Genomic DNA, 20,843 nt, shown 5'->3' on the forward strand with positions numbered 1-20,843 from the left:
ACTGAGTCTAATGTAGCATTGCATGCTCGTTTTAGCAATTTTGTGATTATTTAGAGTTAAATAGCTCAATAACTAAGCCTTAGCTTAGTTATAAACTGGAATGAGGGAAGGTGACGGGTTTTAACCTAGTCACTTACCATGCTCGATTGTGATGTTTTATGGAAGGTTTTGCTTGATGTTGTTAGAAAGGTATCCGTTTAAAAAGCGCGAAGTACTCGTTACAAGGTTACTATTTTTGTGTGCAGGTTTAGCCACGGCTACGTGGGCATCGCTCATACCAGTAATTAAAGCGCATATTGGCATTGATGAGAGTACTTTAGGGTTGTTGCTTTTGTGTCTTGGTGCAGGTGCAATATTTGCTATGCCTGTATCAGGTGCGCTCGCAACTAAGTATGGTTGTAAACGTGTATTACAGCTCTCAACGATGATGATTATTTTTTGCCTACCATTTTTTGCTTTAGTAAATAGTGTGGCTAGCTTGGCAACTTTACTGGTGATTTTTGGCCTTTCTATCGGCGCAACTGATTGTGTTATGAACATTCAGGCTGTGTTGGTTGAAGAACGTTCTAAGCTTTCACTTATGTCTGGTTTTCATGGCTTTTACAGTTTAGGTGGTATTTTAGGGGCGGGTGCTGTAGCAATGCTGCTAATTGCTGGTTTTTCGGCATTCGAAATCTGTATGCTAATGGCGGCGATAGTATTACTGTGTTTGATCTTCGCAAAGAGAGACTTACTTCCTTTTGCAAGCCCCAATGAAGGTCCTGCATTTGCGCTCCCAAAAGGCCCGGTGATTTTAATTGGCATTATTTGCTTTGCAATGTTTCTCGCAGAGGGAACCGTTTTAGATTGGAGCGGAATATATTTAATTGATTATCAAAATGCATCAACAGGAATGGCGGCATTAGGGATTTTTAGCTTTTCAGTCACAATGACTTTAGGGCGCTTATTTGGCGATCGCATTATTGCAAAGCATGGGCAAAGGGCTGTTCTGACTATAAGTGGTTTAGTAGCAAGCCTTGGCTTGATAATCGCTATTGTATCAATGAGCTTTTATGTTGCGCTATTTGGTTATGTGTTAATGGGAATAGGTTGTGCCAATGTTGTACCAATTATGTTTTCTGCGGCAGGGAAGCAAACCTACATGTCGCAAGCTACGGCAATTCCTGCTGTAACAACATTTGGTTATTTAGGTGTATTAATGGGGCCTGCAAGTGTCGGTCAAATTGCACATTTTTCTTCACTTGCGTCTGCATTGGTCGTAATAGCGATGTTAATTGCTTTGGCGACTATCTTTTCACTCTTTGTGAAAGTTTCACAAGACTAACTTTATAATTGTTATTATTCAAAATGTTATATGTATTTAACAGGAAAAGGTGATAGTAAATTATAAAATGGTGAATGTTTTTATCCCTAACTTAGGTCTTCTAATTGAGTTTTATAGAGGGGTTTAAATGAATTTACGTATATCAAATAATTTAGTGATTGCACTTATTACTATCAGTTTTTCTTTATTGGGTTTGTCTTTTATTTTGGGGGCAAACCCCAATGCTATTGGCAGTATATTTTCGTTTTATGGTTTAGAGACTCAGGTACCTGATCATCTCATGAGTATGATTGCAGGCTTTGCACTTTGTTTTGTAGGTATTACCAGCCTTCATTCTCATTTAGGATTTATTAATAGGGCGCTTCCCACCGTGACAGCTCTTATTATTGCACTTACCTGTTTACTTACATTGTTCAGTGCAAATCGTTGGCTTGCAAGTGAAGGGGGTTTTCCAGTAATTGGTTCGGGGCAGGGTATTATTAAGTATTTTGCTGTTATTCCTTTATTTTTATTTGTGTTTTACAAAGATGTTTTGAGTGATAAAGCGCATGTTGCTTTGAATTATGCATCGGTGGCATTAGTGTTGGTTTGGATTGGCGCAATGAAGTTTTTTGCTTTTGAAGCAAATGCGATTGTTAGCCTTGTTGAGTCTTCACCGTTTATGTCTTGGTTGTATATTGTTTTTAGCGTGCAAGGGGCATCAAATGCGATTGGCATATTTGATATTTTGAGTGTGGCGCTGTTAGGTGTTGGCTTGTTTATCAGAAATGCGAAACTTATTTTACTTGCTGGACTAGCCTGTTGCTCGGTATTTATCATGACACAAACATTTTTAATTACCGCACCTAATGCGCTTAGCAGCGTTACAGTGTTTGAGCGATTAGGTCAGTTTGTAATTAAAGATCTGTGGTTTATAGCGAATTTAGTGATTATTTATCATTTAGCTGTATTCAACAATACACCTAAAGAAACAGCAGAATAAAATAAAAAGGCCTCAGAAGAGGCCTTTTAAATGATAACTAAACAACTACAACGGCTTTTTGCTTTTGAACTTTAGAAAACTCAAGGGCATCATTGAGATTGTTAAATTCAAAGTCAGTGGGTTCTTCAACATTTAAAGTACCCGACGCAATGTCATTAAGGAGCTTTTCGCCATCACTTACAAGACGTTGCCATTGCTGTGAATCACCATAATCGTGTAATGCACCAAGGGCAATTTCATGATAAGAAATAGTGCGCGTGAATGGTTCATCGACTGGGGTTTCAATGCGTCCTAAAATACTGATCACATGACCATTTGCCTGTAGAAGTGGCACTAACTTTTTAGCTTCTTCAGGGCCATTAGCATCAAAGAGTGCAAAGTAGCCACCTTCAGATGGTGCGTCGCGTAATACTAACTTAACGCCAAGCTTTTCGGCTTGCTCAGTCGTTAGGCTTTTTGATAAAGCATGTACTTCAAAGCCACTGTGATTCAGCATTTGTGTCAGCAGTTTATTAACAGCTCCCATGCCGGTTACTAATACTTTTTCGTCTTTACGTAATGGTATTTTGCTAAAAGCTTGCCATGCAGTAAGCAGTGGGCAAGGTAATGCAGCAGCAACATTGACAGCTAACCCTTTTGGCACCTGCATAACACGGTCTGCATAAAGTACTGTGTGTTTAGCAAAGCTGCCGTTTTCACTCAAGCTATGATGATAAGCGATTGTTTTACCTATTAGTTTGGTATCGACGCCATCGCCTACCTGCTCAACAACCCCAGCACCGTCTACGCCAGGTGTATGTGTATCTGCCCAATTTATAGGGTCAGCTTGAATAAACTTCCAATCAACTGGATTAATACCAACCGCTAGGTTTCGGACCAAAATTTGCCCTGCTTTAAGTGCTGGTACAGCTTTTAATCCCAAAGCGAGTGCTTTATCAGCACCTTGAAACTGCCAAGCTTGAGTTGTCTTTACTTCATCATGATCCCAGTCAGGAGCAAAATCCGGGTTTGCTTGCCTGTCGCCGCAACTAAGGGCATCAATTTGATTGATCTCGTCTTGGCTTAAGCTAAGCGAAAGGGCTTTTAAGTTAGTAGCCATATTTTCGCGTTTGGTAGATGACGGTATCGTTACCATGTCATGCGCTAACTCCCAAGCAATGACTACTTCAGCGGTGCTCACTTGGTGTTTGTCTGCAATCGCTTTGATGGTTGGATCTTTAAGTACTTTACCTACCGCAAATGGCATATAGCCGGTAACGAGAATGTCGTTTTGGGCACAAAAATCACGTACCTTTTGATTGGTTAGGTAGGGGTGAACTTCAACTTGATTGGTAAATAATGCGCCTTTTGGCAAAATACTTAAGGCTTCTTCCATTTGTGCAATGGTAAAGTTTGAAACACCAATTTCTTTCGTTAAACCAAGCTCTTTTGCTGATTGTAACTCGGTTAAATACTCATCCATGCTTTCGCCATTGGCTGGGCTTGGCCAATGAATAAGCAGTAAGTCGACGTAATCTAGTTGTAGTTTAGTCAGGCTCTCTTTTACGCTGTTAATAAAGTCCGTTTTATTTAACTTATCATTCCATACTTTGGTGGTAATAAATAACTCACCACGTGCAACACCACTGTCTTTAATCGCTCGGCCAACAGCTTCTTCGTTACCGTAAATTTGCGCAGTGTCGATGTGTCTAAAGCCCTCTTCAATAGCTGTTAGCACACTTTGATATGCAACTTCGTCTTGTAATCTAAATGTACCAAAACCCAGTTTTGGCATAATTGATTGTGACATCATAACTCCTTAATTATGGAACTTGGGCAAAACATGTTCGCCAATGTGCTTTAATGCCCATTCAATGGGTAATTCGTTACGTCTAAAGTGCAGGCCAATGTGATTCACACCGGCATTTCTCATTGCCTTTAGTTCTGAGATGAGTCCGTTGACGCCTGTTTCAACCCCAAAACGGTGACGTTTTATAGGTGCATCAGGATCATCTAATAAATTTAAATGAATAAAACTAACGTACGGCTTATTTCCTGCGACCTCTCGCCACAAAGCGACACGCTTTTAATGATCATCTGGTGTGCCTGGGTAAGCAAGCCAGCCGTCCATGTTTTCGCCAACCCATTGAGGGCTTTGCTGAGCAAGACCTGCTACATAAAGTGGGAAATTTTTCACTTCTGGTAGTAGCTTTTGACCCGCTTCTAAAGGTCGCTTAGGGGCGCCTTTTAGTAGCGAAACAGATTCACGTAGTTGCTCACCACGGCTTGCAAAATCAATATCGAATAAAGGATATTCAATAGGTCTATCACCGCTGGCAACACCTAAAATTAGCCGATCATTACTAAGCGCTTGCACAGTATTTGCTGCCTTTTTAACAAGCCAAGGTTGGCGCAATGGCAATACCACCGCTGCGGTGCCAAGTAATATATTCTTGGTTTTAGCTGCTAAGTAGCCAAGGTAACTGAAGGTTTCATAAACTTGGGCGGCATCACCAAATTTCGGGTCATAAATCGGTACGTCTCGAACCCATGCCGCTGCGTAGCCAAGCTCATCAGCAAGTTGAACACGTGATTCATGGTTAGCTAAATTAGGGATCCCAAATGATTGATTTGATTGTTGATTGAAATGTGCCCAATCATTATCAAGTGGAAGTTCAACCCCAATTGAGAATGGTTTTTGCGCTAATTTATCAAAACTCATTATGACTCCAAACTTTAAGGGACATAGCTAAGCAATACTTAACAATTTAATGCGGCCCTGAAAGTGATTGATGATTAAGTAATGAGGGTATTATGGCGAGGAAAGTTTTTGCGAAAAACAGCAGGGATAACAAAACACCTTTGTCGTTTTTGCAAAGGTGTTTTAATCGTTATGAATTAGCTTCTTCTTTTGAAAGGGTAAAGTATGCGCGAGTGACTGGGTAGGCAATTTGTGAAATCAGTGCTGTGCCCCAAAGTAAGTTGCCAATGAGCGAAGGCACATGGGGTAAAATAGGAATAGTAACCAAGGCAAGTATGACGCCAAACATTCTTACTTTGGCTGTAGCAAAACGATGGGCTACGCGATGTTCGATCATTAGCTGGATCCACAATAAGCTTAATAAGTAGCCTGCTAACCCTACACAACCAATGACACCATATTTTAGGGGGTACGGCTGCCAAAACCCGGCTTTCACTTCGCCGGCGAGTGCAACGCCAACCATAACTGCACATAGCATTAAAAATAGGTGAGCTAACCACCAACTAACGAGTGTCCATTTGTGTTGATTTTTAGGTTTACCATTGCCAACAAAATCAAAGTAAATCCAGCATTGCACAAATACCGCAATACCACCAAACATAAAGTTAGCCAGTACAGTGGGGTCGACTTTATAAACTCCTTTTTCAGATAAAGTAATCACCAATTTAAAGAAACCTTCGCCTACGACAATAAGCAGTAAAAGGGCGAAGCGCTCAGACATATGCCCAAGGCGTGGTAAAAAGCGTTTATTTTCAAGTACACCAATTTTTGGAGCCATATATAAAACTTGGATAGCGGCAATCGCAGCGCCAAACACCCAATAACGATAGGGGGCAGGCATAAATGCTGTGGTAGCAAAAATGATGGCAAGAGCAAAGTAGTTACGGCTCACACTGCGTGCTAATTTTGTTGATTCGACCCCCAATTGATTGGTGCGATGAAATAAATAAGCTGTAATAAGGCGATTAGCAGCATAGGCTAATGCAAAATATGTCCAACCTTTATCAAGTACATGAGGGAGCGAGGCAGCCATAACCATGGCGGTAACAATTTGGCAGGCCATGATCAGCCGGTGTTTTACATCAGTACTGACATAGAGTGAATTAAAAACACTGGAGTCAGCCCACGCAAACCATACGGTGATGAACAAACCTGCAAATGTAAGAAAACCACTTAAATGTAAGTGGTCGCTCAAAAAATTACCTAGCAAAAAAATGATTACCACATGGATAAGGTCATAAAATAATTCAACCCAATGAACATGGTCATGTGAACTTTTTAAATCTAGGTGATGCTTAGGTAAGCGCCACATTGGGTGGTTTTCTAATGCCATAATTGATCCTATCTATTTCCTTTCGACAATAATTGCAGTGATGGTGGTTTCACCCTCATTTTTGACTTGATGAGTCCATGCGTCATGCCACATCACATAGCCATTAGGGATCTCAATTGTTGTTTGTGACTCTTTAGTACTGATGGTCGCTTTACCACCTGTCTCAAAATAGACTGTTTCAGCATTATGCTTATGCCAATTATCTTGCTCACCTGGTGCTAAAGTCATACGTAAAACAAGTACTTCACTGTTATCTAGCAATACTTCATAGTGATTGGGTGAAGCAATATGTGCATGGGGAAGTTGTGCTGAAAAAGCATGTTGTGAGCACATAATTGTGCTCACCAAGCCAATCAGCAAAGCTGTCATTTTGCTCATGGCTACACTCTACTTATGCATACCGCGAATTGGGTAATTATTTTTTGGTTCGCGTATCCAATTAAGCCCGCTTACCAAAGTTGCTAAATCAGGTCTTACAAATGGATTATTAGAATAATCAACCACATGTACTTTACCTTGCTCGTTAACCACAAACAGTGCGGGCTCTGCGAAATGGTGATCCGTTTCTTGTGGTGAACGGGGATCAGAAATGTAAGTACCTAATGCTTGCATTTGCTCTGTAGTCAAACCGTAAGCAAGTGGAAATGACACAGATAGCTGCTCTAAATGCGCTTCTAGCTGCTCTTTGCTATCACCTGAAACAGCAATTACATCAACACCCGTTTCTAATAGCGCCGCTTTGTACTGCTCGAGGCTATTTAAATAGCGGGTACATAAAGGGCAATGCTTACCACGATAAACAACAACAAGCTGCCAGCTTGCACCGTGTTGAGGTTGACCAAGAACAGCCTCTTCACCATTTAAAAGTGCAGCACTAATACTAGGAAATGCACTACCCGGATGGAGTTTATTGCTATAAACAGATTCGTTACTCATGATTGTTCCTTAAAAGTTCTCGTTTAAGTGTTTTTCAAAGCGCGCAAAGTCGCTGTCGATGTCTGCATTTTTCATCACGTCATAACAGGCGAAAGTTGGCATCGCTTGCATACCGAAAAACTTAAAGTTCATATGCATTGGGAAAACAAGGTCATCAACACTTTTACCTTCAAAAAAGTCAGCGGCATCTGCAAATGATTCTGCAGGCGCATTTAAAGTCAGCGACATCATATATTGAGTGTTAGTCAAGGTGCCGCCTTTACCGTAATTGGCTTTTGGATTGTCTTGATGACGACCATCACCATGGCAAAGCGCTCCCCCCATACCCGCTGTGTACACTTCATCCATGTATTTTTTGAATGACCATGTCATGCCCATCCAATTAATAGGTGATTGCAAAAAGACGATATCTGCCCATTGATGGTTCTCAAGTTCAGTTTCTACATCAAATTCGTCTTGTGTATTAACCACGCGAGTTTGATAGCCTTTTGCTTTAAAAAAAGCGTCAGCTTTTTCGATTAAAGCAGCATTTAACTTACCTTCAGAAAAAGGGTAATAGTGATGTGCGTTAAGAATTAATACGTTTTTCATAGTTGAGTATCCGTTTGCTAATTACTTTATCGTGTTCAAAATATATTCTGTGGTATATAATAGTAACCTAGATTATTAAATCAACCAGTCACCTTTTTGTAACTAGTCTGAAAAATGCGAGGATGTTTTGGAAAGTTCAGTAGAAACAGATAGTAAGGGTAGAAAAAAAGTTTTAAATGCTTGCATGGAACCCTGTGCTATTGAAAAAGGCATGCGTTTGATTGGCGGTAAATGGACGGGATCTATTATCTATCATTTAAAAGATGGCCCAGTTCGTTTTAATGATTTAACGCGTATGCTGGGTGGTGCAAGCAAAAAGATGATCGACCAACGTCTAAAAGAGCTTGAAAGTAGAGCGATGATCACCCGTCATGTTATTAGCACCCGCCCGATAGCGGTGACCTATGAACTTACTGATTTTGGCCGCTCAGCACTGCATATACTCGATGAGTTACGAGTTTGGTCTGAATCAAATGAGATTTAATTAGCTTAGAGAGGGCAGGGAATGCATAAGGCACAATTTGGAGAAGTTGAATCAATTAAAAAGCCACCTCATTATGAGGCGATTCATCAACTTGCGCTTGATATTGTAAATGCTCCAAATAAACAACAAGAGTGGGCGGCGTACAATCAAATAAAAGAAATATGCGACAAGTTTGCAGGCACACCGCTTGATCATCCGTTTCAATGGGAAACGCTCGCTGACTTTACCTATCAAAAGCCAGAGGTTGCACTTAGCTATTATTTTAAAGCGCTAGAGTTAGCAATGTTACTCGAACTAGAGGATTATTTAGCGTCGATTAATTTTGCGATTGCAGAGAATTACCTAGAGAAAGCTGATAAGGCCCAAGCCCTAAACTTTGCCAATACAGCTTTAACTTTCGTGGAACAAGCAGCAGATGATGAATTACAGTTAGATATTAACGAACTGATTATCGCAGCTAACTCCTTGCCATAAAATTATTTTTAAAAAAGCCAGCGCTGTGCACTGGCGTTCATCAATTACGGAAAAGAGTAGCGCACAATCCGTTTTACAACAGAAAAGTACTGGCGAAAGAAGCCTCCGGTATTGTAGTGGATGCCGTGCTCTTTAAAGATAGCTTGCACCTTAGGGGCAATTTCGTGGTAGCGTTTTGCGGGTAAATCTGGGAATAAGTGATGCTCTATTTGATAGCTCAAGTGCCCAGTCATTACATGAAACAGGTTACCCCCTTTGATATTTGATGAGCCTAACGCTTGGCGGTAATACCACTGGCCTTGTGATTCATTTTCGCAGTCTTGTTGGTTAAATGTTTCTACTTCACCGGTAAAGTGCCCACAAAAGATAATGGTTGAGGTCCACAGGTTACGTAATAAATTAGCGGCAAGGTTGCCCGTTAAAACCCACAAAAATAAAGGCCCAGCAAGCATTGGAAAGAGCAGATAGTCTTTCACTAGCTGGCGTGCACCCTTACTAAAAAAGCGCTTTTTCAGTTCGCTGTGCGATACTTTGTAATCGCGGTCATCTTTTTTCTTGCCAAAAAATACGCGCTCGGCTGCCATTTCATGGTACGACACACCCCATTGGAACAGCACACTGAGTAATAGGTAAGTGACAAATTGCCACAGGTTTTTTAGCCGCCAACGAAAGTCATTCGATAAGCGCAGTAATCCATAACCGAAGTCGCGATCTTTACCAATAATATTGGTATAAGTGTGGTGCTCGTAGTTGTGAACGCGGTTCCAACTAGCTCCATCGCACGCTATATCCCACTCGTAAGACTTTGAATTTATGTATTTATCATTCATCCAGTCGTATTGGCCATGCATCACATTGTGGCCAATTTCCATGTTATCGAGGATTTTTGCAGTGGCTAAACTAAGCACACCCACGAGCCATAAAACAGGCTGAATAAAGCCTAGCATTAATAGAATTCGGCCACTCCATTCAAACACTCGCTGGCAAACAATAACGCGGCGAATGTATTTCGCGTCTTGCTCACCGAGTTTTGATTTTACATCTGCTTTAACGCTATCGAGTTGAGCTGCTAATTTTTCATAATTGACTGTTTTTGTTGTGTTCATGCTGATAACTCCACGTCACTGACTGGTTGAGATATACAAAGTTGAATTAACTGCTCTGAGCTATCAGAGAGCTCACCGGTGCGAATATCACGCACGATGCCTTGCTTTTTGACGCATTGGCATTGATGGCAAATCCCCATACCACAGCCAACTGTCACAGGTTGCTTATTCGCTTGTAAGTGGGTCAGTAAGGTTTGTTGGTTATCAATCGTGAATGTTTTGCCCTGATGAGTGAGTGTTAAATCGTGCTTATCAGAGGTTACTACAGCAGCAGGGACTGCACTGAAATGCTCACTGTCTATCGGCGTATTTAGTTGCTTAGCTAAAGCGGCTGCTTGCTTATACAAAGCAGCTGGGCCGCACACTAACCAGTACTTATGCGCATTTGTTGTCAGCCATGTCGTCGCATCACCGTCTTTGCTGCGCTCAAGTAGGTGATAATCAAAATTGCTCAGTGATTGCTTTAGTTGATCAAGCTCATCTTTAATCCAGTGGCTGTTCGGCTTTGCATAGTAAAGCAGGGTTATAGTTTGTTTGCTGTATGTAGGTAAAGATTTAAGCATGGCTATAAATGGCGTAATGCCTGAGCCACCGGCAAGCATGATTAAAGAACGCGCGGTATTTGGCATAACAAACTGGCCTTTAGGCTCAGAAATATTAAGCCATTGTCCTGGCCTCAAATATGTTAGCTTTGATGTAAATGCGCCGAACTCTTGGCTGCGGATCAATAAACGAATTTGTCGCTGCTGCCTTGCTAATTGTGGTTCGCTTGCGATGGTAAATACACGCGTTAGCAATCGTCCATTCGTTTGGATTGTTAACGCAATGTGCTGGCCTGCTTGATGAACTGGCCATGTTTTTTCTGGCTCAATAATCAACTCAACGCTTTGTTCAGCAAACACCTGTACATGTTTTACTTGTGCACGAAAGTAGCCTTCGCGCCAGCCTGGTTTAAAGCACTGAACCACCGGCTCCCAGTATCCTGCCCATGACTGATGATGCAATAAATGTTTTGATAATGAATTTAATAACGCTCTCATTTTTCGCCTTTAGCTTACAAGTGTACGCCCATTTGGCGAACAAGTGTAAGCTGAAATGTGGTAATTGCAAGTCTAATTTGAGTAATTATTCTAAAAAGCAGTTGGCCAAGGCTTTTAAAAGCGGCATCGAAGCAAGACTATTTAGAGTAAGGCCAAGCAAAGCGCTCCTTTAGCTAGTTAAAAGGAATTGGCTTTGGCTTAGAAAGTTAAAGCAGTTAATGAAAATGGATTTAATTTTAATTTTTCTAATGAAAAAGTGTTGCCGCTTTTTTGATTTTCGAACTATGTTTAATCAGGTACAAATACGTAGTAGAGGGAAAAAGATGGTCGATAATTGCACTATTCTTATCATTGATGATGAAGAGATTAACACTTTACAACTTGAACACGCACTAGAAGATGTTGGTAACATAATCACTTTAAACGACAGTACCCAAGCACTGGAGTTAATCCATAAAGCAAAACCTGATGTTTTGTTACTTGATTTAGAAATGCCAAAAATTAGTGGCTTTGATATTTTACAAGAACTTCAATTCAACCCAGTGTTTGAACAGCTACGAATTATTGTTATTACTTCACATGGTGATCCACAAATTGAAGAATCAGCATTGTCTTTAGGCGCAATCGATTTTATTTCTAAACCTCTGAACTTAAAGTTATGTCGATTGCGAATAGAAAATCACGTTAAAGTTAAAGCGCAAGAGAATATTTTACAAAATACCCAAGCTGCTTTATTTGCTGAAAAAGAGCATTTACGTATCACAATTGATTCGATAGCAGACGGCGTTATTTCAACGGATCAACATGCCCAAATTACTTATATGAACCCTGTAGCGCAAAGGCTTACGGGCTGGTCTCAAACTGCTGCAAAGGGTCGTCATATTGAAGAGGTGATGAAATTAGCTGACTCCACAACAAAAACACCTTCAATAAATCCACTTACTGTTGCTCTAAAGGAAAACCGCCCTGTGGCGATGGCAATAAACACGCAACTAACGAGTAAACAAGGGGTTGAACACCGAGTTGAAGATAGCGCAGCACCAATTTTAAATGAAAAAAAACAACAATGCGGTGCTGTTATGGTTTTTCAAGATGTTAGTGAAACGCTCGCTATGTCGGTTCAAATGACGTACTTGTCACATCATGATCAACTAACCTCACTACCAAACCGCGTATTACTGCATGATAGATTAACTCAAGGTATTGCCAGAGCCTCTTTTAATGACACTAAGCTAAGTTTATTACTGCTCGATTTGGACAAATTTAAGTTTATAAATGATGCGTTAGGTCATCATATTGGAGACGAAATTATTGCTCATATTGGCCACTCTTTAGATTGCTTTGCTTGTAACGATATTACAGTTGCACGTGTCGGGGGGGATGAATTTGCGCTTGTTGTCCCTCATGAGTCACATTCTTTGAGTCTAGAGCCTTTGATAAATCAAGTGCTTAATGTAATTAGTAAGCCATTTCGCTCTGGTGGCGAACAACATATTCTTTCTGCAAGCTTAGGCATAAGTGTTTACCCTGATGATGCTAATTGTGTTGAAGAAATGCTTCGCCATGCAGACTCCGCTATGTATAAGGCAAAGAACGAAGCGGCAAATAGTTATTGCTATTTCAGCACAGACTTACAGGTTGAAATGAATAAACGCCTTGATGTAGGTAATAAGTTAAGAAAAGCCCTCGAAAATAACGCCCTTGATGTGCACTATCAACCTAAATACGATTTACGTAGTGGCGAAATGGTTGGCGTAGAAAGTTTAGTTCGTTTAAGTGATGATGAGGGCGGGTTTATATCACCACTGAATTTTATTGAGTATGCTGAAGAAACGGGCTTAATTTTTAGGTTAGGCGAGCAAGTTTTAGAAAAAAGCTGTATTAGTGCAAAACGCTGGTTAGATGCAGGTGTGCCGACAAAAGTGGCCGTAAATATTTCCGCTAAACAGTTTACCGACTCAAAACTTGTAGACACAGTCGCGATGATTTTAGAGAAAACTCAGCTACCGAGTAAATATTTAGAGTTAGAAGTGACAGAGTCAGCGCTAATTGAAAACTATGAGTATGCGGTCAACCAACTTAAATTAATTGCCAATATGAAAGTAAGTATTGCCCTTGATGATTTTGGTACAGGGTATTCTAGCTTGTCGTATCTAAGGCTGTTTCCTTTAAATGTATTGAAAATAGATCAGTCCTTTGTACGTGATATGCTAACTGATTCGCAAGCGCTTGATATTGTTTCAACGATTATTGAACTTGCGCACTCTCTTCATCTTCAAATTGTTGCTGAAGGAATAGAAACGGCTGAGCAAAAAAACAAACTAGATGAGCTGGGCTGTGCCACAGGGCAAGGCTACTTGCTTGGTAAGCCAATGAATTATGAAAGCCTAACGCAATTGCTTTTACCCTCGTTGCACAATAACGACCAGTATGTTTGAGCTTAAGTTTATCTTTTGTATGTCTTTTGAATCAATTTTTGAAATTTATTCTACACTTTAAAAACTATAAATTCGTTGGAACTTCAAATGACTAACTCAGTTGATCGTCGGCGTTTTCTTAAAGGTTTAGGAGCTGGCGCGGCCGTCTCTACTCTTGCATTTAAAGCACCTTATGTTTTTGCTAAAAATAAAGTCACATTAAGGGTGCTTGGCACACATGTTACATTGCAAGAAGAACTCAGAAGCAGGGCAATGCGTGAATTAGGCATTAACCTAGAGTTTACGCCAATGGGAAGCGCCGCCGTTTTACAAAAAGCAGCAGCAAATCCAAGTTCATTTGATTTGTACGAACAATGGTCAGACTCAATTAATATTTTATGGCAAGCGGGGGCAATTCAACCTATCGATATAGATAGGCTTGTTTATTGGGATGAAATAAACCCATTAACAAAAACCGGAAAAATAGTCCCTGAAGCTAAACTTGGCGCGGGCGACTCTCCTAATAAACTGCTTTATGTTCAAGACGACGGTACGCTATCGCAAACTCCGAGCAAAGCAATTAGCTTTATGCCTTATGTTCATAATGTTGACTCATTCGGATACAACACCCAAGTGATAGAGCAAGGGATCCCTTATCAAACTGAATCATGGGCTTGGTTACTTGATGAAAAACACAAAGGAAAAGTTGCGCTAGTAAACGCCCCTACAATAGGTATCTTTGATGCGGCCCTTGCTGCGCAGGGTCAGGGACTAATGACTTTTAATGACATGGGCGATATGAGTATTGCCGAAATTGATCAACTTTTTGCTATTTTATTAGAAAAAAAACGACAAGGGCATTTTTCTGGCTTTTGGACATCGGTTCCACAATCGGTGGACTTTATGAAAACAAAACGAGTAAACATCCAAAGTATGTTCTCGCCAGGGGTGAGTGCGTGTCGTGGAGCAGGCATTCCCGTGGTTTATGCATCTCCAAAAGAAGGCTACCGAGCTTGGCATGGTGTTATGTGCTTATCAGCCAATACACAAGGGCATGTAAAAGATGCAGCATACGATTATATGAATTGGTGGTTATCTGGTTATCCAGGAGCTTTTATCGCAAGGCAAGGGTACTACATTTCAAACCCAGAGCGAAGCCAGCCCTTAATGTCAAAGCCGGAGTGGAGTTATTGGTATGAGGGTAAAGAAGCCGTTGTAGATTTACGCGGTACCGATGAAAAGGTATCTGTAAAAACGGGTCAAAAGCGTGATGGTGGTAGCTATATTCAGCGATTTTCAAATATCGCAGTATGGAATACTGTGATGCCTAATTACGATTACAGCTTAGATAAATGGTTTGAATTGTTAAATTCATAAGGGCTTAGATTGCTTAACATCTTTTCTAAATCAATTGCTGCAAAGATGTCGCTGGCGCTGCTGCTATTATTATTAGCATTGAGTGCTAGTTTTTTTGTAATGGATAAGCGATTAAAAACCATAGAAACGGCATTTATAGAGATTAGCCGTATCAGTAATTATGCGGTGAGTATCTTAAGAATAAATAAAGACATTGTAGAGATGCAGCGTGATATTTCTGTGTACGGCAACTCAGGGAGTAAGTCTGTTTTTAATAAAATAGAAGATAACTTTCAAAGTATAAAAAAACGTTTAGGTAATATAAATTTTAATCAAAATGAAGCAAACAGTCAGGTTTACTTAGATTCGATGTCTGAGCTTTTGAGCCGATACGATGAGAACCTAGCAGTACTTACAAAACGCTATGAGGTCAGGGCACATTTAATCTATCAGGTGTTACCAAGTATCTACACTAATGCGATAGCAGAACTTGAAAAGTTGAAATCAAAGAGCATCAATACAGAAGATAAATTAAGTATCGCAGAGCTCACTAACCTATGGCATTCAATGCATCATGATGCGTATCAATTTTTATCGAAGAAAGACTATTCAAAAAGGGCTAAAGTGAATACTACACTGCGCTTGCTTAATCAAAAACTACAAGTGCTTCAAGGTCCTGCGATAACACTCGATAAAATGTCCCAGTTTACTGCTAATTATCAGCAGCAATTCTCTAAAAGTATTCAAGCTAACCGTCATTACTTAAGTTTAGTCAATGTGGTTATGGCAGGCGATGCTATTGAATTTAGTACTTTATCAAACCAGCTAAGAGAGCTTTCTTTATCGAGACTTGAGCAAATTAAATCGGATGCTGAAAAAACAGTTTCAAATTCTGAGCGTATTTTAAAGCTCCTTGCGATCGGCGTTGTTATTTATATTGTGGCTTTTGCAATTGCGTTTCATTTGCAAATTTCGCATGCAATTAAGCGCCTTACCGTTAGTTTTAAATACTTTTTGAGTGGTGACCTTTCGGCCAAAATTTATGATTTAAATCGCAAAGATGAAATTGGTGTTTTAGCGAATGCAGCAGAACGATTCAGGGTTTTAAGTAAAGACCTTGCAGATGCAAAGCAATCAGCTGAGCGTACAGCGAAAGTAAAATCTGAATTCTTAGCAAATATGAGTCATGAGATCAGAACTCCTATGAATGGTGTTTTAGGTATGGCTCGGCAGCTAAGTCGCACACCATTATCGGCAGAGCAAGCAAAGATGCTCAATATCATTAAATCATCAGGTGCAAGTTTACTGGTTATTATTAACGATATTTTAGATTTGAGTAAAATTGAGGCTGCTAAAGTAGAGCTTGAGTCAGGTCCAATTGAATTAAGCTCCTTGTTGAACGAGTTAACGCATTTATTTTCGCAACAAGCTGAAAATAAAGGTATTGAGTTATTTATTACGACAACGCCAGAGCTCACCGACTTTATATTTTTAGGTGATGAAACTCGGCTCAAACAAGTACTCATTAATTTATTAGGCAATGCAATTAAGTTCACTCATCGTGGTAGCGTGTTACTCAACGTCATTATTGAAGAAGTAGTGAATGATGAGTTTAAAGTTACTTTTAGTGTATCTGACACGGGTATTGGTATTGCCAATGAACAGCTAGATTCTTTGTTTGACGCTTTCTCTCAAGCAGATGCTTCTATTACTCGTCGCTTCGGTGGCACTGGGCTTGGCCTGACTATCTCAAGCAAGTTGTTACATTTGATGAATTCGTCATTAAAAGTAGAAAGTGAACCAGATAAAGGCTCTATGTTTTATTTTGAGCTTAATGTTACCCGAACATTCATAACCCCTGCTATTAGTGAAAGCCTTCTTGAAGAGAGTAGTGAAAAGTCCGTTGATTTTTCCCATGTAACTGCACTGGTGGTTGAAGACAATGATATTAACCAAGTGGTAATCGAGTCTATGCTGGCTGAGTTTAATATAAAGTCGATCAGTTTAGCTGATGATGGGGAACAGGCCATAGCACAGTGTGAAATAGGGGCGTTTGATATTATTTTTATGGATATGCAAATGCCGGTATTGGGTGGCCCTGAGGCAACATTGAAAATTAGAAAACTACCTGCCTATAAGCACACACCCATAGTGGCATTAACCGCAAATGTGCTTGCAGCAGACAAACAGCGATGCTTTGAAGCGGGTATGAACGACTTTATTGGCAAGCCAATTAAGTTCGAAAACTTAAAACGTGTTTTGGTTAAGTGGTGCTCTTAGCATCACCAATAAACTAACAAGGAAGCAATGTGAACAGTCTCAATATAGATAATAAAAGCACAATGTCATCTAAAACGTTTTTGTTATTTGTTTCATTAATTTTTAGCGTTTTTGCTGCCATCGCTGTCTACTTTTTCGAGGGGCATGTTAAACGGGATGCGTTAAACTCAATTGATCAAGAGTTTACAGAAACAAACCAGCGTTTAAAGAAAATACTCACATCTTCGATATTGCAGTCGAAATCTGATTTACGATTTTTATATTCAACGCCCCCTATAGCTGGCCTACCTCGGGCTCATTTTAATGATGGAATTGACCCCTACGATGGTACAACCTATCAGCAATGGAAGGAGCGGCTTGAAACCATTTTTATAGGCTTTATGGAGAACAATCTTGCGGTTGAACAGCTGCGCATAATAGCTGTGAGCGCAGAAGGAAAAGAGTTAATTCGTGTGCAACGTGTTGGCGCTTCAGTAGAAGCTGTACCTGACTATTCTTTACAAGCGAAAAGCGCAGAACCTTATTTTTTGCCAAGTTCATTATTAGAAGTGAACCAAATATACATGTCGCCTATGTCGCTAAACAAAGAGTTTGGCGAGGTAGTGTTTCCTTACAAACCCATGTTGCGTTTTTCTATACCCATATACAGTGATAAAGGAAAGCGATTTGCTTTTTTAATCATGAATGTAAATGCCACCCCATTAATACAGAAGCTAAAAGAAACTATTTTTGATTATTCTCAGTTAGTGATCAGCAGTTCAGAGGGAGATTTTATTTATCACCCTTATGAAGGGTATCAATTTACGAGAGACTTAGATCCGTCTATTACATGGCAGTCAGTGTACGCTCAGCCTGTTCAGCACCAAGGGTTATATTTAGTCACTGCAACTTCACCAACAACTCGGCAGTTTTATGTTCATTCAGAAAAAGTACAAACAAGACCAGGTAAAAGCTATGGCTTTATCAATTTTAATCTTTTAGTGGCTAAGCAATACGTTGATAAAGTAATAAATGAAAAGCGGGTCATGACCTATAGCTTATTAATTTTGATAATTCTTTTTACGGGGGTATTACTGTTAACGTTTTACCGAAACGCAAACCGGAGCCAGTTACTAGCAGAGGCTAGAAGAGAAGCGTCTGCTATCGTTGAAGGGTCGATAGATGCCATTGTTGGTTTAAATCTAGAAGGTAAATTGACAAGTTTAAATAAAACAGCTGAAAACCTATTAATGTTGGCAAGTTCGATGTCGATAGGAAAAGCGAGTAAAGATATTGATTTTTTGGCCCGATTACCTATTCCTGATTACATTGCGGATATTCAAAACTCAAAAACACAAATCAAAGATGAATGCAGTATTTCTGAAAACGGTGTGGTGAATTATTTCGCCATTTCGGTTAGCCCTGTTTTTTCGGATCAGCGCGTTTTAATCGGGGTTGCATTGATAATTAGAGATATTAGCAAAGAACAAGAAGCTGCGAATAAAGTTAAACGTTTAAATTCGGAGCTTGAGGCAAAAGTAAGGCAAAGAACTCAAGCACTTGCTGAAGCTAAAGATGAAGCAATAAAGCACAGCGATATCAAAAGCGCATTTATATCTAATATCAGTCATGAACTACGCACGCCATTAAATGGAGTGATTGGCACGTTGAATATTTTAAAACGTCAAACATTGCCCGATAATGCCCGTAAGCTTGTAGATATGATGGAGTTAAGTGCTTCAAATTTAAGGCTATTAATAAATGATATTTTAGATTTATCTAAAATTGAGTCGGGTAAACTCGATTTAAACATTCAAAAAATCAAACCTCAATTACTGATCGAAAGTTTAGTCGAGTCATGCTCTGTGAGGGCTTTTGATAAAGGTCTTGATGTGTATTTAGATACGAGCGGGCTGGCTTGTTACGAAGTTAAGACTGATCCACTTAGGCTTACTCAGATCATTAATAATTTGATTAGTAATGCGATTAAGTTTACAGAGCAAGGCTTTATCAAAGTAACGGCATCATCTGAGCAGGTTTCTAATACGGAGCATACCTTAAAAATTACCGTGCAAGATACGGGGATAGGAATAGAGTTAAATACTCAACGTCATTTATTTGATGCATTTCAACAAGCTAATAGTTCTATAGCCGACAACTATGGCGGAACAGGGCTTGGTTTATCAATATGCAAACAGCTGTGTAATATAATGAATGGTGATATTGCAGTTAATTCTGCAATTAATGAAGGGAGCGCATTTAGCTTTTACATTAAAGTTGGGAGTAGCCAAGCCCCTAAACCAGATGTTTCAGACTATTATAATCATAAACGTATTTTATTGATTAGTAACAACTCGCAATGCCATGATGTGATGCAAAAGTTACTAAAAGTATATGGGGCTGATGTTAAAGTTAGCGACATAAACACACTTGCTGATGAACATACAAGCAATGTTGATTATGTTTTTATTGATTATGAAAGTATTCAAGCGATAAACCCTCAATCACTGGTAAATAGCCTCGCGAATACATTAGAACAAGGCCGTATAATTTTACTGCATCTACCAACTAACCCCCTTCCAAAGGCGCTCGATACAAAAGTTACATCCCTTAATAAACCAATTACACAAACTAATTTATTGAGAGTTGCAGGTTTTGAAGTATCAGAAAATGAGCCACTTTATTTGCTGAGTGAAAACAGAACGACAGAAAATGACATAACAGCAGATGTTTTAACCCAACTTAAAGGCTGCCGAATATTAATTGTGGATGACAATGATATAAATATTGAAGTTGCACTTGGCGCCTTAGATGGATTGCCTATAGAGGTTATTACTGCTCAAAATGGTCAAGAAGCGCTGGAAATTTTATTAAATTCTAAAGCGAGTAACGAAGTTATTCATTGTATTTTAATGGACTGCCAAATGCCGGTTCTCAATGGTTATGAAGTGTGTGAAAAAATCCGAGCCGCAGAGGCTGGTCAGTACTATGCACAAATTCCCATCATAGCAATGACGGCAAGTGCTATGGCTGGTGAGAAGGAAAAGTGTATTGCAGTTGGTATGAGTGATTATGTTAGTAAACCTATCCAAGCTCACGAAGTTCAGTCAAAAGTTGTTAAGTGGTCTTTATCGAATTACGAGGGAGATTCGCTTAGTACTGAACAAAGTAATTTAGAGCCTCTTTGGGATCGTGAGCAAGCATTGGTTAGACTTTTAAATAAAGAAGCCTTATTAATCAAAATATGCGAGATGTTCATTACTAAAGCGCCGCTAAGGCTTAAAGAATTGCAAAGCCAAATTAATGCTAAAGATAGTGAGCAAGTTCGTCAGGTTGCACATGCCTTAAAGGGGATGTGCGGAGAAATAAGTGCCAGTCACTTGAGAAGTTTATTCGCTGACGTTGAAAAAAAAGCGAGCCAAGGCAATTTAAACCTTGAGAAAACTATTATAGAAATAGAGCAAATACTTACCCAGCTTATTACTGATATCACTCAATGGTTAGAAGAAAATTAGTTTATGTTTCATTCAAAGAGCAATTTAAAAATAAACACAATTTTACGATATCGAATTATACCAATTCGCTTAATAAAGTGGTCTATTTTGAGACAATAAAACCTCGTTGATAATAAGGCAAAAATTTCGTTATTCAGTTGTGCTCGGCAATTGCCTATGCATTGCTCTACCATTTGCATCCATGCGGTCGTAAAGCAGAAATTTTTAACGCAGATAGTGGGTTTAATCCCTTAAAATGATTAAGTATTATTGCAGATTAGTATTAGCTGTAACTTTAAACAGCTAA

General features: G+C 39.6%; 17 protein-coding genes and 1 pseudogene. 8 read left to right on the top strand and 10 right to left on the bottom strand.

Annotated elements, in window-relative coordinates; genetic code table 11:
- Positions 1-175: 175 nt before the first annotated feature.
- Positions 176-1,324 carry an MFS transporter gene (locus tag NO991_RS00925; protein ID WP_054553540.1) on the top strand — a complete coding sequence of 383 codons (1,149 nt, stop codon included), beginning with the start codon at positions 176-178 and terminating at the stop codon, positions 1,322-1,324.
- Between the two features lie 127 nt (positions 1,325-1,451).
- Positions 1,452-2,306 carry a DUF417 family protein gene (locus NO991_RS00930; protein WP_138617863.1) on the top strand — a complete coding sequence of 285 codons (855 nt, stop codon included), beginning with the start codon at positions 1,452-1,454 and terminating at the stop codon, positions 2,304-2,306.
- 37 nt (positions 2,307-2,343) lie between these two features.
- On the opposite strand, the gene NO991_RS00935 is transcribed toward NO991_RS00930, so the two are convergent.
- The 8 genes and pseudogenes from NO991_RS00935 to NO991_RS00970 form a co-directional block, all read right to left on the bottom strand.
- Complete coding sequence (locus NO991_RS00935) at positions 2,344-3,228, bottom strand: alcohol dehydrogenase catalytic domain-containing protein (RefSeq protein WP_371351703.1); 885 nt, start codon at positions 3,226-3,228, stop codon at positions 2,344-2,346.
- A gap of 60 nt (positions 3,229-3,288) precedes the next feature.
- Positions 3,289-4,095: pseudogene (gene dkgB / locus NO991_RS00940) on the bottom strand (2,5-didehydrogluconate reductase DkgB); the annotation flags it as partial.
- 9 nt (positions 4,096-4,104) lie between these two features.
- Positions 4,105-4,359, bottom strand: a complete 255-nt coding sequence (locus NO991_RS00945; RefSeq protein ID WP_371351551.1) for a hypothetical protein — start codon at positions 4,357-4,359, stop codon at positions 4,105-4,107.
- A 12-nt stretch (positions 4,360-4,371) separates the two neighbouring features.
- The gene (locus tag NO991_RS00950) at positions 4,372-5,007 is read right to left on the bottom strand and encodes an LLM class flavin-dependent oxidoreductase (protein ID WP_371351552.1); all 636 of its coding nucleotides are present in this window, start codon (positions 5,005-5,007) and stop codon (positions 4,372-4,374) included.
- Between the two features lie 169 nt (positions 5,008-5,176).
- Complete coding sequence (locus NO991_RS00955; RefSeq protein ID WP_138617859.1) at positions 5,177-6,379, bottom strand: low temperature requirement protein A; 1,203 nt, start codon at positions 6,377-6,379, stop codon at positions 5,177-5,179.
- 12 nt (positions 6,380-6,391) lie between these two features.
- Positions 6,392-6,757 carry a hypothetical protein gene (locus NO991_RS00960; RefSeq protein WP_228482482.1) on the bottom strand — a complete coding sequence of 122 codons (366 nt, stop codon included), beginning with the start codon at positions 6,755-6,757 and terminating at the stop codon, positions 6,392-6,394.
- Positions 6,758-6,766: 9 nt separating this feature from the next.
- Positions 6,767-7,315, bottom strand: a complete 549-nt coding sequence (locus tag NO991_RS00965) for a redoxin domain-containing protein (RefSeq protein WP_371351553.1) — start codon at positions 7,313-7,315, stop codon at positions 6,767-6,769.
- A 9-nt stretch (positions 7,316-7,324) separates the two neighbouring features.
- Positions 7,325-7,906, bottom strand: coding sequence for an NAD(P)H-dependent oxidoreductase (locus NO991_RS00970; protein WP_054553545.1), 582 nt, complete (start codon positions 7,904-7,906; stop codon positions 7,325-7,327).
- A gap of 127 nt (positions 7,907-8,033) precedes the next feature.
- On the opposite strand from NO991_RS00970, the gene NO991_RS00975 reads away from it, so the two are divergent.
- A complete protein-coding gene (locus NO991_RS00975; RefSeq protein WP_054553546.1) occupies positions 8,034-8,390 on the top strand; it encodes a helix-turn-helix domain-containing protein in 357 nt (118 codons plus the stop codon).
- A gap of 21 nt (positions 8,391-8,411) precedes the next feature.
- The gene (locus tag NO991_RS00980) at positions 8,412-8,864 is read left to right on the top strand and encodes a hypothetical protein (RefSeq protein ID WP_371351554.1); all 453 of its coding nucleotides are present in this window, start codon (positions 8,412-8,414) and stop codon (positions 8,862-8,864) included.
- A 44-nt stretch (positions 8,865-8,908) separates the two neighbouring features.
- Here NO991_RS00980 and NO991_RS00985 read toward each other — a convergent pair whose 3' ends face one another.
- Positions 8,909-9,970, bottom strand: a complete 1,062-nt coding sequence (locus NO991_RS00985) for a fatty acid desaturase (RefSeq protein WP_371351555.1) — start codon at positions 9,968-9,970, stop codon at positions 8,909-8,911.
- Complete coding sequence (locus NO991_RS00990; RefSeq protein WP_371351556.1) at positions 9,967-11,010, bottom strand: flavin reductase family protein; 1,044 nt, start codon at positions 11,008-11,010, stop codon at positions 9,967-9,969. The genes NO991_RS00985 and NO991_RS00990 overlap by 4 nt, the downstream gene beginning before the upstream one ends.
- A gap of 323 nt (positions 11,011-11,333) precedes the next feature.
- On the opposite strand from NO991_RS00990, the gene NO991_RS00995 reads away from it, so the two are divergent.
- The 4 genes from NO991_RS00995 to NO991_RS01010 all read left to right on the top strand — a co-directional run bounded on the left by NO991_RS00995 (position 11,334) and on the right by NO991_RS01010 (position 20,557).
- Positions 11,334-13,448: an EAL domain-containing protein gene (locus NO991_RS00995; protein WP_371351557.1), complete on the top strand. Its 2,115-nt coding sequence runs from the start codon at positions 11,334-11,336 to the stop codon at positions 13,446-13,448.
- An 87-nt stretch (positions 13,449-13,535) separates the two neighbouring features.
- Positions 13,536-14,804, top strand: a complete 1,269-nt coding sequence (locus NO991_RS01000) for a PotD/PotF family extracellular solute-binding protein (RefSeq protein ID WP_199528748.1) — start codon at positions 13,536-13,538, stop codon at positions 14,802-14,804.
- A 9-nt stretch (positions 14,805-14,813) separates the two neighbouring features.
- Entirely contained in the window at positions 14,814-17,063 is a 2,250-nt protein-coding gene (locus tag NO991_RS01005) for an ATP-binding protein (protein WP_371351558.1), read from the top strand.
- 29 nt (positions 17,064-17,092) lie between these two features.
- Positions 17,093-20,557: an ATP-binding protein gene (locus NO991_RS01010; RefSeq protein ID WP_371351559.1), complete on the top strand. Its 3,465-nt coding sequence runs from the start codon at positions 17,093-17,095 to the stop codon at positions 20,555-20,557.
- The last annotated feature ends 286 nt before the right edge of the window (positions 20,558-20,843 follow it).

This window comes from Pseudoalteromonas sp. DY56-GL22 (genome assembly GCF_041414715.1).
GTDB lineage: Bacteria > Pseudomonadota > Gammaproteobacteria > Enterobacterales > Alteromonadaceae > Pseudoalteromonas > Pseudoalteromonas simplex.